Source organism: Streptomyces sp. TRM64462, assembly GCF_013362995.1.
Classification (GTDB): Bacteria; Actinomycetota; Actinomycetes; order Streptomycetales; family Streptomycetaceae; genus Streptomyces.
Window position 1 is genome coordinate 17,993 of record NZ_JABWDV010000468.1, and the last position, 14,503, is coordinate 32,495.

15 protein-coding genes are annotated in these 14,503 nt (G+C 74.1%); 8 read left to right on the forward strand and 7 right to left on the reverse strand.

The window, feature by feature from the left end; all coding sequences use genetic code 11:
• Nucleotides 1-9 precede the first annotated feature (9 nt).
• From HTZ82_RS31445 to HTZ82_RS31460, 4 genes are read right to left on the reverse strand one after another with little or no spacing between them, the layout of a single operon-like run.
• The gene (locus HTZ82_RS31445) at nucleotides 10-1,479 is read right to left on the reverse strand and encodes an O-antigen ligase family protein (RefSeq protein WP_175412815.1); all 1,470 of its coding nucleotides are present in this window, start codon (nucleotides 1,477-1,479) and stop codon (nucleotides 10-12) included.
• Nucleotides 1,479-3,077, reverse strand: a complete 1,599-nt coding sequence (locus HTZ82_RS31450; protein WP_175412829.1) for an exopolysaccharide biosynthesis polyprenyl glycosylphosphotransferase — start codon at nucleotides 3,075-3,077, stop codon at nucleotides 1,479-1,481. The genes HTZ82_RS31445 and HTZ82_RS31450 overlap by 1 nt, the downstream gene beginning before the upstream one ends.
• 35 nt (nucleotides 3,078-3,112) lie before the next feature.
• Nucleotides 3,113-4,273, reverse strand: coding sequence for a glycosyltransferase (locus HTZ82_RS31455; RefSeq protein ID WP_309235816.1), 1,161 nt, complete (start codon nucleotides 4,271-4,273; stop codon nucleotides 3,113-3,115).
• 42 nt (nucleotides 4,274-4,315) lie between these two features.
• Complete coding sequence (locus HTZ82_RS31460) at nucleotides 4,316-5,362, reverse strand: DUF3344 domain-containing protein (RefSeq protein WP_309235817.1); 1,047 nt, start codon at nucleotides 5,360-5,362, stop codon at nucleotides 4,316-4,318.
• Between the two features lie 463 nt (nucleotides 5,363-5,825).
• On the opposite strand from HTZ82_RS31460, the gene HTZ82_RS31465 reads away from it, so the two are divergent.
• The 5 genes from HTZ82_RS31465 to HTZ82_RS31485 all read left to right on the forward strand — a co-directional run bounded on the left by HTZ82_RS31465 (nucleotide 5,826) and on the right by HTZ82_RS31485 (nucleotide 8,973).
• Entirely contained in the window at nucleotides 5,826-6,068 is a 243-nt protein-coding gene (locus tag HTZ82_RS31465) for a chaplin (RefSeq protein WP_175412817.1), read from the forward strand.
• Between the two features lie 274 nt (nucleotides 6,069-6,342).
• Nucleotides 6,343-6,948, forward strand: a complete 606-nt coding sequence (locus HTZ82_RS31470; protein WP_175412818.1) for a hypothetical protein — start codon at nucleotides 6,343-6,345, stop codon at nucleotides 6,946-6,948.
• 292 nt (nucleotides 6,949-7,240) lie between these two features.
• On the forward strand, nucleotides 7,241-7,516 hold the full coding sequence (locus HTZ82_RS31475) for a hypothetical protein (RefSeq protein WP_175412819.1): 276 nt from the start codon (nucleotides 7,241-7,243) through the stop codon (nucleotides 7,514-7,516).
• 241 nt (nucleotides 7,517-7,757) lie between these two features.
• A complete protein-coding gene (locus tag HTZ82_RS31480; protein WP_175412820.1) occupies nucleotides 7,758-8,282 on the forward strand; it encodes a hypothetical protein in 525 nt (174 codons plus the stop codon).
• Between the two features lie 337 nt (nucleotides 8,283-8,619).
• On the forward strand, nucleotides 8,620-8,973 hold the full coding sequence (locus HTZ82_RS31485) for a chaplin (protein ID WP_175412821.1): 354 nt from the start codon (nucleotides 8,620-8,622) through the stop codon (nucleotides 8,971-8,973).
• A gap of 95 nt (nucleotides 8,974-9,068) precedes the next feature.
• On the opposite strand, the gene HTZ82_RS31490 is transcribed toward HTZ82_RS31485, so the two are convergent.
• Both HTZ82_RS31490 and HTZ82_RS31495 read right to left on the reverse strand, forming a co-directional pair.
• The gene (locus HTZ82_RS31490) at nucleotides 9,069-9,935 is read right to left on the reverse strand and encodes a tyrosinase family protein (protein WP_175412822.1); all 867 of its coding nucleotides are present in this window, start codon (nucleotides 9,933-9,935) and stop codon (nucleotides 9,069-9,071) included.
• Nucleotides 9,919-10,446 (reverse strand): tyrosinase family oxidase copper chaperone, encoded by a 528-nt coding sequence (locus tag HTZ82_RS31495; RefSeq protein WP_175412823.1) that lies wholly within the window; start codon nucleotides 10,444-10,446, stop codon nucleotides 9,919-9,921. Before HTZ82_RS31495 ends, HTZ82_RS31490 begins: the two co-directional genes overlap by 17 nt.
• A gap of 192 nt (nucleotides 10,447-10,638) precedes the next feature.
• Here HTZ82_RS31495 and HTZ82_RS31500 point away from each other — a divergent pair, with 192 nt between their 5' ends.
• Together HTZ82_RS31500 and HTZ82_RS31505 are read left to right on the forward strand one after the other, a co-directional pair.
• Nucleotides 10,639-11,142, forward strand: coding sequence for a DUF5949 family protein (locus HTZ82_RS31500; protein WP_175412824.1), 504 nt, complete (start codon nucleotides 10,639-10,641; stop codon nucleotides 11,140-11,142).
• Between the two features lie 119 nt (nucleotides 11,143-11,261).
• On the forward strand, nucleotides 11,262-11,909 hold the full coding sequence (locus tag HTZ82_RS31505) for a vitamin K epoxide reductase family protein (protein WP_175412830.1): 648 nt from the start codon (nucleotides 11,262-11,264) through the stop codon (nucleotides 11,907-11,909).
• A 263-nt stretch (nucleotides 11,910-12,172) separates the two neighbouring features.
• On the opposite strand, the gene HTZ82_RS31510 is transcribed toward HTZ82_RS31505, so the two are convergent.
• Entirely contained in the window at nucleotides 12,173-12,826 is a 654-nt protein-coding gene (locus HTZ82_RS31510; RefSeq protein WP_175412825.1) for a LysE family translocator, read from the reverse strand.
• A gap of 98 nt (nucleotides 12,827-12,924) precedes the next feature.
• Between HTZ82_RS31510 and HTZ82_RS31515 the strand changes: the two genes are divergently transcribed.
• Nucleotides 12,925-14,265, forward strand: a complete 1,341-nt coding sequence (locus tag HTZ82_RS31515; RefSeq protein ID WP_175412831.1) for a PLP-dependent aminotransferase family protein — start codon at nucleotides 12,925-12,927, stop codon at nucleotides 14,263-14,265.
• Nucleotides 14,266-14,503 lie beyond the last annotated feature (238 nt).

Sequence of the window (14,503 nt, forward strand, 5' to 3'; positions counted from 1 at the left end):
GTCCGGGCCTCAGCCACGGCCCGCCTCCGCCTTCGCCTCTGCCTCCGCCGCCTCCGCCTTCGCCTCTGCCTCCGCCGCCTCCGCCTTCGCCTCTGCCTCCGCCGCCTTCGCCGCCGGTGCCAGCGCCCACCAGGCCGCCAGGCCAAGCACGACGGCGGTCAGGACCGTCGAGGGCCCGCCGATGTCCGCGTACAGGAAGTCCACGAGCTGCCAGCCCAGCAGCCCCACCGCCACCAGCCCGCAGTCCGTACCTGGTCCCGCCGCGCGCCGCGCGGACGCCAGCCGCCGCGCCCCGCGCACCAGCAGCGCCAGCCAGCCGCCCGCCAGGGCGAGCAGGCCCAGGAGCCCCTGCTCGCTGAGGATCAGCAGGTACATGTTGTGCGGCGACAGCAGCGGCTGCCGCCGGAAGTCCATGCCCGCGCCGGCCGTGTCGCTGCCGGACGACAGGGCCAGCGACGCGTGGCTGTCGCGGTACTGCGGGAACCCCTTGAGCCCGACGCCCGTCAGCGGCGCGTCCCGCCACATCGCCACCGCGGCCGCCCACATGGTGTACCGGTCGGTGACCGACCGGTCGGGCGCCGCGGCCACCTGCGTGATGCTGGCGACCCGTTCCTCGACCATCGCCGACCCGACCCCGAGCCCGCCGACCAGCACCACCCCCAGCGCCCCGGCGGCCAGCCCGACGCGCAGCGCCCTGCGCACCCCGGTGAGCAGCAGCAGCGCCCCGCACACCAGGACGGTGGCGATCCACGCGCCCCGGCTGAAGGAGACGACGAGCGGTACGGTCAGCAGCGCCGCGCACACCAGGGCGGCCGTCCGCGACCGGGCCCCGGCGGTCGTGCCGAGTGCGAGGCCGACGGCGGCGACAATCCCGTACGAGACGACGGTCGCCATGCCCATCACGTCCGTCGGCCCGAACGTGCCGACCGCGCGGATGTCCTCGCCCATGTACGAGGCGCCCGTGCCGGTCGCGTACTGGACGACGCCGATGCCGCCCTGCACGAGGGCGAGCCCGATCAGCGCCCACGCCACCACCCTGAAGTCCCGCCGGTCGCGCAGCGTCAGCACGACCGCGGCCGGGACGAGCACGAAGACCTGGAGGTAGCGGGCCACGCCCGGAAGGCCGGCCGCCGGGTCGCCGGCCGCGACGGCCGCGACGCCGATCCCGACCACGGGCAGCCCCAGCACCACTCCGGCGAGCCGGGTCAGCGGCCGGACCCGCGCCCGCGCGAGGGCGATCAGGCACCACACGACGAGGACACCGGATGCCGCGTCCGCGAGCGTCCCGGTCCCGGAGCCGGAACCACCGCCCGCGCCGGCGCCCGAGGGCGGCAGCACCAGCAGCGCGACGACCGCCAGCAGCGGCACCAGCCGCACCGACGGCAGATACGGCACGTACGGCGCGAGGCCCCGCCGGAGCCGTACCCCTACAGGCCGTACCGGCGTCACCGGAGCCGCAGACGCGGCAGGCGCGGTCATCAGCTGCCCGCCGGGCGGATCAGGGTGGCGGCCGTGCGGAGCAGGATGCACACGTCCTGCCACAGCGACCAGTGGTCGATGTAGTGGTTGTCGAAGCGGCAGCGGTCCTCGATGGACGTGTCGCCGCGCAGCCCGTGCACCTGCGCGAGCCCGGTGAGCCCGACGGGCATCCGGTGCCGTGCCGCGTACCCGGGGTGGATCTGGCTGAACCGCTCGACGAAGTAGGGGCGTTCGGGGCGCGGCCCGACGAGGCTCATGTCGCCGCGCAGCACGTTCCAGAGCTGCGGCAGCTCGTCGAGCGAGGTGCGGCGCAGGAAGGAGCCGACGGCGCCGAGCCGGTCGTCGTGGGCGACGCTCCAGCGGGTCTCGGCCTCGTGCTCGTCCTCGGGGCGCAGCGTACGGAACTTCAGGAGCGTGAACAGCCGCCCGTCCTGGCCGACGCGCTCCTGCCGGAACAGGACCCCGGGCCCGTCCGCGAGCCGTACGGCGGTGGCGCAGAGCAGCAGGACCGGCGCGGCCACGAGGAGCAGCACCGCGGCGGCCGCGATGTCGAGCACCCGCTTCGACAGGCGGGCGCCGCCGGGCGGTTCGGCGGGGCGGACCTCGTGCCCCCACAGATGCCCGCCCATCGGCACGGCCGGGTGCGCCTGCCCCGGGACGGGGGCGGCGACGAGCCACGTGGCGACGCCCTGCCGCCGCAGCGGCGCGGCGACCTCGGGCCAGGAGCCGCCGCCCTCGTCGCCGGCCACGAACAGGGCGTCCCGCACACTGTTCTGGATGACGGCGCGCCGCACGTCCTCGACCGAGGTGAGCAGCGGCAGCGGCGGCGGCACGGCACCGGGCGTGGCCCTCGCGGCCCTCGCTTCGTGGGCGGCGCCTGCGGGCTGCGGGATGTCCTGCGGCGCGGCGCACGCGATGCCGACGGGCCTGACACCGTACTCGGGGTGCTGCTGAAGCAGCGCGGCCAGCCGCTGCGCCGCCTGCGCGGGCCCCACGACCAGCGCGGAACGCGGCCTTCCGCGGGCGGCCCGCCGACCCCGGTGGTGCACGAGCCCGCGGAAGACGGCGAGCGCGGCGAGGTGCGTGCCGTACGCGCCGGCCAGCGTCCCCGCGCCGAGCGCCCGGCCCGGTGCCTGCGCGGCGAGCAGCGCGGCCGCGGCGCACCAGGCGACGGCGAGCCGCCCGGCCAGCGCGGGCAGTTCGTCGAGTACGGAGGGGCGTACGGCGCCGAGCGCGGCGGGCCGGTACAGCCCGGCGTACGCGTGGAGCGCGGCCACGCACACGGTGAGCTGGAGCAGCAGCGCCGCCGACCGCTGCGCGGGCGTCAGGACCAGCGCGGCGGGCAGGACGGCGGCGCAGTCGGCGGCCACCAGGGCCGCGGCGAAGGGCGCGGCGGGCGTGGGACGCGGCCGCCGCGGTGCGGCCCGCCTTCCCGTACCGTCACGCTGCGGCGCGAGGGCCCCGGTGGCGGACCGCGTGGGGGCGCGCCGCGCGGACACGGCACCGCCCCCGGTGCGTCCGCCGCTACCTCCGCCCCCGCCTCCGCCCCCGCCGCTGCCGCTGCCGGCACTGGCGCTCGTGCCGGGGCCGGTACCCATGCCGGTACTGGTGCTGGTGCTGGTGCTTTCCGTGGTCACTGGGCGATCGGCTCTCTGAGCTCGCGGTGGCGCGGGGCGGCCGTCACCTCGCGGTAGACGTCCGCGATGGCCGCGCCCGCGCGCCGCACGTCGAATCGGGTGAGTACGTGCTGGTGGGCCTGGCGTCCCAGGGCCTGCCGCAGGATGGGGCGCTGGAGCAGCCGGACGAGGGCGGCGGCCAGCGCGGCGGGGTCGCCGGGGCGTACGAGGCAGTGGGCGGCGTGCCCGGGCGGGAGGCTCTCGCGGGCGCCGTCGACGTCGGTGAGGACGACGGGCCGGCCGGACGCCATGGCCTCCAGCGGGGCGAGCGCCATGCCCTCCCAGCGGGACGGCAGCACGGCCAGGTCGGCCGCCCGGTACCAGGGCAGCGCGTCGGCGACCACCCCGGTGAGCACGACCGACGGGGGCGCGGCCGCGCGCAGCGCGTCGGCGGACGGCCCGTCACCGACCAGCACGAGCCGGGCCCCCGGGACCCGCGCGGCGACCTCGTCCCAGGCCCGCAGCAGGACGTCCTGCCCCTTCTGCCGGCACAGCCGCCCCACGCACACCACGACGGGCGCCGCAGCGGGCACACCGGGCAGCAGGACGGCGCGGGCGGCGGCCCGGTCCGCTCCGGCCGTGAACGGCCCGAAGCGGCTGACGTCCACACCGTTGTGGACGACCGTCCAGGGGGCGCGCACCCCGGCGCGCTCGCCGCGGCGCCGTTCCGCCTCGCTGACGCAGATGACCCGGTCGGTCCACCGGGCCGCCCAGCGCTCCCAGCGCCGGGCCAGCGCGGCGGTCACCCCGTCGACAGCCTCGAACGACCAGGCGTGCGGCTGGTACACGGTGGGGACCCGGCCCCGTACGGCGATCCGGGTGGCGAGACCGGCCTTGGCGCTGTGCGCGTGGACGAGGTCGGGCCGTACGAGGTCGACGAGTTCGGCGACGCGGCGGCTCTCGGCCGGCACGGCAGGGCCCGGGTCGCGCCCTGCCCGCCAGACGTGGACCTCGGCGCCACGGGCGCGGACGGCCGCGGCGAGCGGTGTGTCGGGCGGGCAGGCGACGGCCACACGCATGCCCTGCGCGACATGGGCGCCGACCACATCGGTGACCACACGGGCCACCCCGCCGTCGCCGGGCTGGACGACATGCAGTGCGGTGAAGGGAAGACGCACGCGTGCCCCTTTCTACGAAGCGGTGGCGGTGAGGGCGGCGGCCTAGCGGGCGTCGGCCTCCAGGAACAGCGCGCCGAGCCAGACGAAGTCGCGTGCCGTGTCGACGCGTACGCCCATGTCGTCGGCCCCGCCGACGAGCGCCGTGCGCAGGTCGAAGACGTCGGAGTCGTATCCGAGCGTGTTGGTGTGGGCGGGTTCGCGGCGGATCCGCGCCTTACCGGAATCGGTGATGCTGGAGTTGAGGACGTCGTCCGCGGAATTCCCGGAATCGCTCAGAGGTACGGCGCGCCGACCGGTGTGCGGTTCGAATGTCAGGGAATCCCCGGTGATACCGCGGTCACCGTCGTAGGCGACCATCCCGAGCCGCCCGGAACCGCCCACCGGAACACGCTTCCGGCCGAGGTCGACACGGAGCGAACCGCTGTCGGCGGTGAGCGTCTCGAATCCGTCCCACAGTGCGAGGTGGCGCAGCGGCGCGCCTTTCTTCGCATACGCCACGACGAGCGTCCAGCCACCCCAGGCGCCGACTCCGGTGCGCCCCATGGCGACGTTGATCTGCCCGACGGTGTACATGCCGGGGCCGGAGTCGCGGACGAGTTCCGTGAGGTCCGCGGACGCCTGGAACGCGTCGGCGCCGTCGGCGGTGCGGTGCCCGATGACGGAATCCGCGCGCACTTCCTTGTACGCGCCTCCCGGCTCGGCGACGAGCACCCGCCCGTTGTCCTTGTGCGGCTTCTGCTCGCTGACCCTCAGGTTGCCGCCCCAGTACAGCCGGGCGTACGTGACCTGGGCGTCCTTCGGCAGGACGAGCTCGGCGCGGCTGGAGTTGAACGTGTTCGGGTCGTCGTCCACGTCCGTGTAGAACATCTCGTAGCCGTGATTGGCCGTGGCGCCCGCACCGCTGCCGCCCGCGCGTGCGGAGAGGCACGGAAGGGTGGCCGAACGCTCGGCGTCGGCGGATTGCCGGCAGGTGATGGCGGCGTTGGCGGCACGCGCCATTCCGCCCTGCTGCACGGCGTAGTAGCGCTGGGTGAAGGGAATGCGCGGCTGCTCCCTCACCCGGGGTGCGGCCGCCGCAGCGGGGAGCACGGCGGACAGCGCCGCGCACGAGAGAAGGCATACCAAGCCGCGCCGCACGGCAGAAACCATGGGATTCCGCATACAGGTTCTCCGCATTGAAGAGTGAAGGGAACAGCGCGAAGAGAGCACACAACAGGAGTGAAGGGAACGGGCCGCGCAACAGCACGCACGTTATAACCTCATGAGCAAAACACGAAGCATTCGGAACAGCGCCGGAGCAACACGCACATTTCTGAGATGTGTTCGCCCTCGCCCGTGTCGTACCACCCACCGGGCCGCGGAATATGGCATGACGGAAGGCGAAGGAAATCACCGGTCCGCCGGCCGGTCCCTGCGGTGGCCCGGAGCGGTGCCGCCCGGTCGGCGCCTTCACCCGTTCGGTAGCGCAACCGGCGCCCGGCTCACGCGTTCTTCAAGGAGCCGGCCGCGTCGGCCCGCAATGCCTCACCCTGACATCTAGGAGTGCTCCACCATGTCCCGTATCGCGAAGGCTGTCGTCCTGACCTCCGCCGCAGCAGCCGCGTCCCTCGCCGGTGCCGCCGGCATCGCGAACGCCGACGCCGGCGCGCACGGTGCCGCCGTGGGCTCCCCCGGCGTGATCTCCGGCAACGTCGTCCAGGTCCCGGTCCACATCCCGGTCAACGTCTGCGGCAACACGGTCAACGGCATCGCCGGCCTGAACCCGGCGTTCGGCAACGTCTGCATCAACGACTGACGCCGCTCCCCGACGGCGCGCACGGCGCCCTCCCCCAGGCTTCGCCCCTGGGGGAGGGCGCCGTTCCGTTGTGCGCGGCCACCCTCTTGGCGGCGCGGCGCGAAGAGCCGCCCGTCCGGCGTGTCGCGGACCGTACGGGCAGGTGGGAGGGGTCGGGGCCACCCGTTGGGCGCAGTCACCGTCCGTGTCGTACGCGTTTGCGGGCGCCACACAGGCGACGCACCGTGAGGTCACCAGTCCAGTCCGACGCATCCCCGGAAGGAAGAGCACACGTATGCGTCTTCTGACATCCCGCCGTGTCGCGGCCACCGCGATCTGCGCCGCACTCGCCCTCGGTATGGCGGGTCCGGCGGCGGCCGAGACCTCGCAGCCCCACCGGTCCCTGCCGCCCGCCGCCCCGGCCGCCGCGGACCCCCTGGACGACCTCCTCGGCACCGTCCAGGAGACCATCGACGGCCTCCTCGGCAGCCTGACGCAGCTCCCGTCCGGGATCATCAGCCAGGTGCAGGACACCGTGACGTCCCTGATCGAGACGATCCTGGCCACCGTCGAAGGCCTCACCGGCATCAAGATCCCCGACCTCCCGATCGAGATCCCGGAACTCCCCGAACTCCCCGAACTCCCGGAGATCTCGGTCCCGGAGATCCCCGAGCTCCCTGAGATCCCCGAACTCCCGGAACTCCCTGAAATTCCAGAGGTCCCCGAGGTCCCCGTGAGCCAGGAGATCCCGCAGATCCCCGAGCTCACCCTCCCCGAAGCCCCGGACACGGACGCAGACACGGACACGGGTGCGGCCGCGGAAGCGGTCACGCTCCCGGACCTGGACGCCCTCGTGGACGCACTGCCCGCGACCCTGCCGGCGCGCCTCTCGTCCTCCTGAGCCGTGCCGCACGCCCGCGCGCCCAGGGGGCGTACGAGCGCAGGGCCGGGTCCGCTCCACCGTGCGAGCGGACCCGGCCCTTTCTTTCGCTTTCCGTTCTTTCACACTGGTCCGAGAATCCGACCGCTCCGCATCATTCGGGTGCAGTGTCGAGAATTCCCGCCTTCCTGAGTTTCCGCCGTGCGGGGGAATCGTTGTGCACGGCGGACAGCGCCACGCAGGGTCCGCCAAGTGTCCCGGCTCCGGCGCGAGTTGTTACGCACGACACCTTTCAAGGAAGGACTCACCCCCGATGAAGCCCACGAAGGTTGCTGCGGTCGTCGCCGGCTCCGTGATGGCACTGGGCGCGGCCGCGCCGGCCTTTGCCGCCGACACTCTGACCCCCTCCAGCCTGAACGGAGCGGTCGACACGCTGGGTAAGCGCGGACTGGCCGAGGCGGTGCCCACGGACGCGGTCGCCAAGGTGACCGACAACAACGTGGTCAGCAAGGTCGCGGACACCGCGGGCGGCCTGGACGCCGCGGGCAAGACCGCACCGCTCCTCGGCGGGCTTCCGGTCGGCAAGTAACGCGCACGCGGCGGACCGCCGCACACGACGGCAGCACGGCACACGGCACAGCGACGGGCCGTGCGGGAACACGGTGTTCCCGCACGGCCCGTCGTCCGTTGCCGCAGGCTCGTCCGCGTTACTGCAAGCAGGGGAATTGTGAGTCGCTTTTCGGCGCGTGCTCGTTCATTCAGGCAGCACCGCACACTCAAACCCCCTCCTCACCCATCAAGTCCATTTGTCCGGGAAGGCGTACGCAGAAATGAACGTGAAGTCTCAGGCCCGTACGGGGATGGTCGCCGCGTGCTTCGTCTCCGCGGCGGCCGCGGCGCTGGCGAGCCCCGCCGCAGCGGCGGAGGCCCCGGTGGAGGTGCCGCTGCAGCCGCTGGGCGCCGTCCTGCCGATGGCGCCCCCGACGGTCAGCACGGGCGTGCCGCTCCTCATGCCCGGCACGCCCGAGGGCCTGGGCCGCACCTCCGAAGGCGGCCTGCCCGAACTGATCCTCCTGCCGCGCACCCCGGTCGACAGCGCCCTCCCGGAGACCGAGGTCGCCGCCCCGCTGCCGGGCCTGCTCGGCGGCCGCCCGCTCGGCACGGCGATGCTCAAGGCGCCCGCGTCCGCCGTCGAGACGCTCACGCCCGGCGCGTCCCTGGGCGAGCCGCTCACGCTGCCGCGGGCCGAGACGCTCGGCCTGCCGGGCGTTCAGCTGCCGCAGGCGGGCGTCCTCTCCCCCGTACTGTCCGGGGCGCTCGAATCGGACCTCGGCCTGGCCTCCCCGGAAGCCTGAGCGAGTCCGTCGCAGAGGGGTGAAGAAAGCATTCATCCCGGTACCCGTACGGCAAGCGCTCGTTGGACCCGGCGGCTTGTCGCATGGTCACCCGCCCGTGGAACCGCACCGGGCGCCGCCGCAGCCGGCGTCGGCACCCCTCGTGGTTCCACGGGCGTTTCCGTGTGCCGCCCCCGCACCGCCCCGGCCCGCCGGACCCTCCACGGCGGCCCGTCTCCGCGTTGGGCTCTTGGTGTGAGCGTCGTGGCGAGACCGTTACCGGCCGTGAGGCGCGGCGTTGTAGGGGGATGACGACCGCGGGTCAGCGGTCGAGTTTCCACGCACAAGGAGATCCCTGATGTCTCGCATCGCGAAGGCCGCCGTCGTCCTCGTCGGCGGGGGCGCTGTCGCTCTCAGCGGAGCCGGCATGGCCGTGGCCGACGCGGGGGCCAGCGCCGCCGCCACGAACTCCCCCGGTGTCGCCTCGGGCAACGTCGTCCAGGTTCCGATCCACATCCCGGTCAACCTGTGCGGCAACACGGTCAACCTCGTCGGCCTGCTGAACCCGGTGTTCGGCAACCAGTGCGCCAACGTCAGCGACGGGCACGACCACGGCAACGGCGACGGCCACCACGGCGGCATGCCGGGGATGCCCGGCGGTGAGATGCCCGGCATGCCGGGCAACGGCGGCGACTCCGGCTACGGCGGCTGACGCACGGCCCTCGCCTCCCTCCACCGCCTCCGCGCGCACAGCGGCCCCCCGGCTCACCGGCCGGGGGGCCGCTGTCGTCCGTACGTGAGGCGCGTTCAGCCGTAGCGGTAGAGGTGCCGGTGGTCGGCGAGCTGCGCCGGGGTCACGTCCCACGGCGGCATCGGTTCGTCCCGCGCCACCACCCGCCCGTGCTGCGCCGAGCCCACCGGTGGCGGCACCGCGGGCAGATAGCCGGCGCCCGGGTTGCGGGCCTGCCATCGGGACCACAGCAGGTCGACGAAGGCGTGGTGGAGCCAGAACACCGGGTCGTTGACCGAGGCGCCGCCCAGCATCAGACCGCCCACCCACCGGTGCACCCGGTTGTGGTTGCGCCACCGCGTGTTGCCCCGGCCGGGCGCCCAGCCCTCCAGGCGGTTGCGGAAGCCACCGGGGCTGGTCGAGTTCCAGGGCTCCACGTCGTACACCGTCTCGCCCGTCGCCCAGGCCAGCTCGTCGCGGGTCGGCAGCTCGATCGGGTCCTTGGGGCGTCCGAAGTCGCGGGTCAGGAACCGGTCCTCGGTGACGCCGACGGTGACGGTCCAGTTGCCCGTGCCGTACGCGAAGGGGCCGGTCGTCACCTGGAGGTCGCCGCGCCGGCCGTTGCCGCCGAGGAAGTCCTCGCCCCAGGGCTGCCCGGCCGGGCTGCGGTCGCGGGTCCAGTCCCAGTACGGCACGGTCACGGCCGGGTCGACCTCGCGCAGCGCCCGCTCGAAGTCCAGCAGGTACTGCCGGTGCCAGGGCAGGAACGACGGCGCCATGTGCGCGGTCCGCAGGCCGCCGTCGCCGTCCGCCTTGTAGTACGCGATGTGCGTACGGACGAACTCGTCGTACCGCCCGGCGCGCTTCAGCTCCAGGACGGCGGCGACGAAGCGGCGGCGCTCGGCGGCGGTCAGGTCGCGCTGGTCCTTACGCGTGTGCGCCACGGTCACCTCGCGATCCCGAGTCGGCCGGCCCCGGGGCGGCAAGTCCCGAGCCCGCAAGTCCCGAGCCGTGCGCGACGGCCGGGGCGAGCTGCGCGGTGCCCAGCTCGTCGACGGCCGCCCGGGTCGCGGCCAGCGGCGTCGGGTACGAGCTGTAGTGGTCCACGAGGGTGAGGTAGCCGCCGTTGGCGCAGCGCATCAGGTGCAACGGCCGGCCGTCGACCAGGACCTCGAACTCGGCCGCGTCCGCGGACACCGGACGGCCCTGGATGCGGCGGCCCTTGTACATCTCGTCGAACGCCCGGTGCCGGGGCCGCCCGTCCATGGGGCGCCGGCCGGGTCTCTCACCCTCCGGCGGCGTCGCCGCCACGCGGGCGAGCGCGCCGCCGCTGAACGAGGCCACGCCCAGCGTGAACAGGGCGCGCAGGACGCCGCGGCGCAGGAAGCCGCGCGGGAAGCGGCGGACGGTGCGGACGGTGCGGGCGGTGAGGGGCTGCGGGCTCTTGCCGATCATGCGGTGATCTCCCGTACGGTCGTGCGGGCGGTGGACTCCCTCCCGCCGGGCACAACGACGACACCCGAAAACCGTTCCGGACCGCGAAGCCGAATCCCGTACCCGACAAGGTGAATCGGCCGGAACGGCCCTGGGCCGAACGGGTGGAAACGCTCAGGGGCGGGATGCGGGGCGCCACTAGTATCCGGCGCCATGACCTCTTCCACCGCCGTAACCCCGGACCAGCAGCGTTCCCTTCTGGGAACGCTGACCGTCATCCCGTGGGTCAGCGAGCCCACCGACGAAAACCCCGGCACCCCGCTCCTGATGGTCTACTCGCTCGGGGACGGCCGCGACGGCCCCGAGGCCGGCGAGGAGGCGATGCGGGCCGAGCTGGAGCAGCTCGGTCTGTCGATCGGCGAGAAGCTGATCGACCTGGGCCGCGACACCGGCATCCCGATCACGATGCTGGTGGAGGCCGAGCAGGCGGTGCTGACCCTGCCGTTCATGAAGGTGCAGTGCCCGGTGCCGCCCGAGTGGGAGAAGGCCGCGCACGCCAAGGGCCAGGTGTACCTGATCTTCGCGGTCCGTCCGTGGCCGGAGGCCGTGCCGGGCAAGCAGGTCGAGCCGGAGCGGCTGCGGGAGTTCGTGTCGGGTGAGGGGCTGCTGGAGGGCAGCGCGCACTGCCTGGCGCCCGTGATGCGGGTGCGCACCTGACAGGCGTCCGTGCGGACGGCGGCGGCTCCGGCGGCGGGGGGATCCTCCCGCGGCCGGGGCCGCCTCGTCGTACGAGGACGATCGATTCGACGAGAGAGTGAGCGGTGACCGGCATGGCGATGACGCGTGAGGTACGGGAGACGTCGGCGGCGGGGGCGCGGACGGGTCCCGGCGGGGAGGCTCCCGCCGGTGGTACGGGCGCGGGGCGGGCGTTCGCGTGGATGCTGGTGGTCACGGGGGCCGCGGGGCTGCTCGCGGCGTGGGTGATCACGCTGGACAAGTACAAGCTGCTGGAGGACCCGTCGTTCACGCCCGGGTGCAGTCTGAACCCGGTGGTCTCGTGCGGCAGCGTGATGAAGAGCGAGCAGGCGGGGGTGTTCGGGTTCCCGAACCCGATGCTGGGGCTCGTCACGTACGGGATGGTCGTCGCGATCGGCTTCGGGCTGCTGGCGGGGGCGCGCCACCGGCGCTGGTACTGGCTCGGGCTCAACGCCGGGACGCTGTTCGGCGTCGGGTTCTGCACCTGGCTGATGCAGCAGTCGCTGTACGAGATCAACGCGCTGTGCCTGTGGTGCAGCCTGGCGTGGGCGGCGACGATCGTCATGTTCTGGGGGGTCACCGCGCACACGGTGCGGCAGCGGCTGCTGCCCGCGCCGGAGGGGGTGCGGCGGTTCCTCGGGGAGTTCCCGTGGGTGCCGCCGGTGCTGCACATCGGGGTCGTGGGGATGCTGGTGCTGACCCGCTGGTGGGACTTCTGGACGAGCTGAGCTCGGGAGGGTCCGGCGGATCATGCCGGCATCGCGGGGCCTTCGCCTTGACTGTGGGTGAGCGGGGTCTGGTGCGTGCGGCTGCAAGGCGGAGGAGGGAGTGGTTGGGGTCTCCCCTGCTCGAGCGAAGCCGAGAGCTTGGGGAAGGAGCCGTCGCGACTGACGACAACGCGGCTGGGGGTCCCCCCTGCTCGAGCGGAGCCGAGAGCTTGGGGGAGTGCGTGCCAGACCCCGCGGCCCAGGCATGATCCGCCGGACACGACCTAGCCTGTACGGCCGTCGGTGGCGGACCGCGTGTCGAGGGCGAGCGATACGGCGAGTACGCCGAGCACGGCGCCCATGGCGTACCGCTGGACGCGCAGCCAGGACGGGCGGCGGGCGAGGAACACGGCGATGCCGCCGGCGGCGAGGACGATCGCCAGGTTCACACCGACGCTGACCGCGACCTGGACGGAGCCGAGCAGCAGGCCCTGCGCGAGCACGTCGCCCGCGTCGATGTCGACGAACTGCGGGATCAGGGACAGGTACATGACCGCGATCTTGGGGTTGAGGAGGCTCGTCATCAGTCCCATCGTGAAGAGCCGGCGCGGCGGGTCGTGGGAGACGTCCTGCGGTGTGAACACGGACACGCCGCCCGGCCGCAGGGCGTTCCAGGCGAGCCAGGCCAGGTACGCGGCGCCCGCCAGCCGTACGGCCGTGTACAGCTCGGGGACGGCGACGAAGAGGGCCGAGACGCCGAGGTTGGTGGCGACCAGGTAGACGGCGAAGCCGACGGCGACACCGCCGAGCGAGATGATCCCGGCGCGGCGGCCCTGTGTGACGGACCGCGAGACGAGATAGATCATGTTCGGTCCCGGCGTGAGCACCATGCCGAGTGCCACGACGAACACGCCTGCGACCGCGCTGCTCTCCACCATGGCGTCGAGCATATTGACCGCTCTCACTCGGAGCAATGAGAATATTGATCTCGGTGCAATGTGGTCCGGTGGCAGGTGGGGAGCGGGAGTTGACGGAGCTGAGGGACTATCAGCGGGTCGCGGACGCGGTTGCGGCGGAGATCGCGGCCGGGCGGCTCAGGGCCGGTGACCGGCTGCCGCCGCAGCGGCGGTTCGCCCGGCAGCACGGCATCGCCGCGTCCACGGCCGCCCGCGTCTACCAGGAGCTGGCCCGGCGCGGGCTGACGGTCGGGGAGGTCGGGCGCGGCACGTTCGTCCGGGCCACCGACGGGCCTGCCGCCGTGCCCGCGCTGAGCGATCCGCCGGACCGGCGCGTCAACCTGGAGCTCAACTACCCGGTCGTGCCCGAGCAGGCGGCACTGCTGGCCGGCGGGCTCGGGGGCCTGCTGCGTCCCGACGTGCTGGACTCGGCGCTGCGGCCGGTCGCCGCGTCGGGCACGCCGGAGGCCCGGGCCGCCGCCGCCGAGCTGCTGGGGCGCGGCGGGTGGCGGCCGCGCCCGGAGCGGGTGCTGTTCGCGGGGAACGGGCGGCAGGCCATCTCGGCGGCGGTCGCCGCACTGGTGCCGGCCGGGGGGCGGCTGGGCGCCGAGGAACTCACGTATCCCGTGCTGAAGGCGATCGCCGGGCGGCTCGGCGCGACCGTCGTGCCGCTCGCCATGGACGGGGACGGGGTGCGGCCGGACGCCGTCGAGGCGGCGCACCGGAGCGGTCCGCTGCACGCCGTGTACGTCCAGCCGACGCTCCACAACCCGCTGTCGCTCACCATGCCGGAGGCGCGGCGCGCCGAGCTCGCGGACGTGCTGCGGCGGCTGGACGTCCCGGCGATCGAGGACACCGTCTGGGCGTTCCTGTACGGGGACACGGCACCGTTCGCGGCGCTGGCACCCGAGCGGACGGTCGTCGTCGACAGTCTGTCCAAGCGGCTCGCGCCCGGGCTGACCACGGGGTTCGCCGTGGCGCCCGAGGCGCTGGCGCCCGCCGTGGAGGCGGCGGTCAGGGCGGGCGGCTGGGCGCCGTCGCGGTTCGCGCTGGAGGCAGCCGTGCGGTGGCAGTCGGACGGCACGGTGGACACCCTCGTCCAGGCCAAGCGGGGCGAGGTGGAGCGCCGTCAGGAGCTGGTGCGGCGGCGGTTGGACGGGTTCGCGGTGCGGACCGATCCGCGGTCCTGCTTCTGCTGGTGGGACCTGCCGCCCGCGTGGCGCGCCGACCTGTTCGTGGCGGCCGCCGCGCGGCACGGCATCGCGGTGACGCCCGCGGCCGCGTTCACCGCCGACCGGCACCGCGCGCCCAACGCCGTACGCCTCGGCCTCGCGTCGCCGCCGCTCGACACCCTCACGCAGGCCCTGGCCACGCTCGCCGCCCTGGCGCGCAGCTCACCGGACGAACTCGTCGCGGGCTGACGGGCGGTACGGGCGTCCGTTGTGCCGTCGGCGTCCTGAGGCCACGGCCCCCGACGGGCCGAGACCGAAAAGTGACCGTCCGTCGCGACGGGCGGGCCGGCCTTCCGCGTAGAGCCGATGACGGACGTCGACGTGATCGGGATGGGGAGGGGCCGTGGTGGGGCGGTTCACGGGGCGGTTCAAGGGGCGCGTGCGCAGGGGCGTGACGGGGACGGCGGCGGCCGCCGCTGCCATGGCG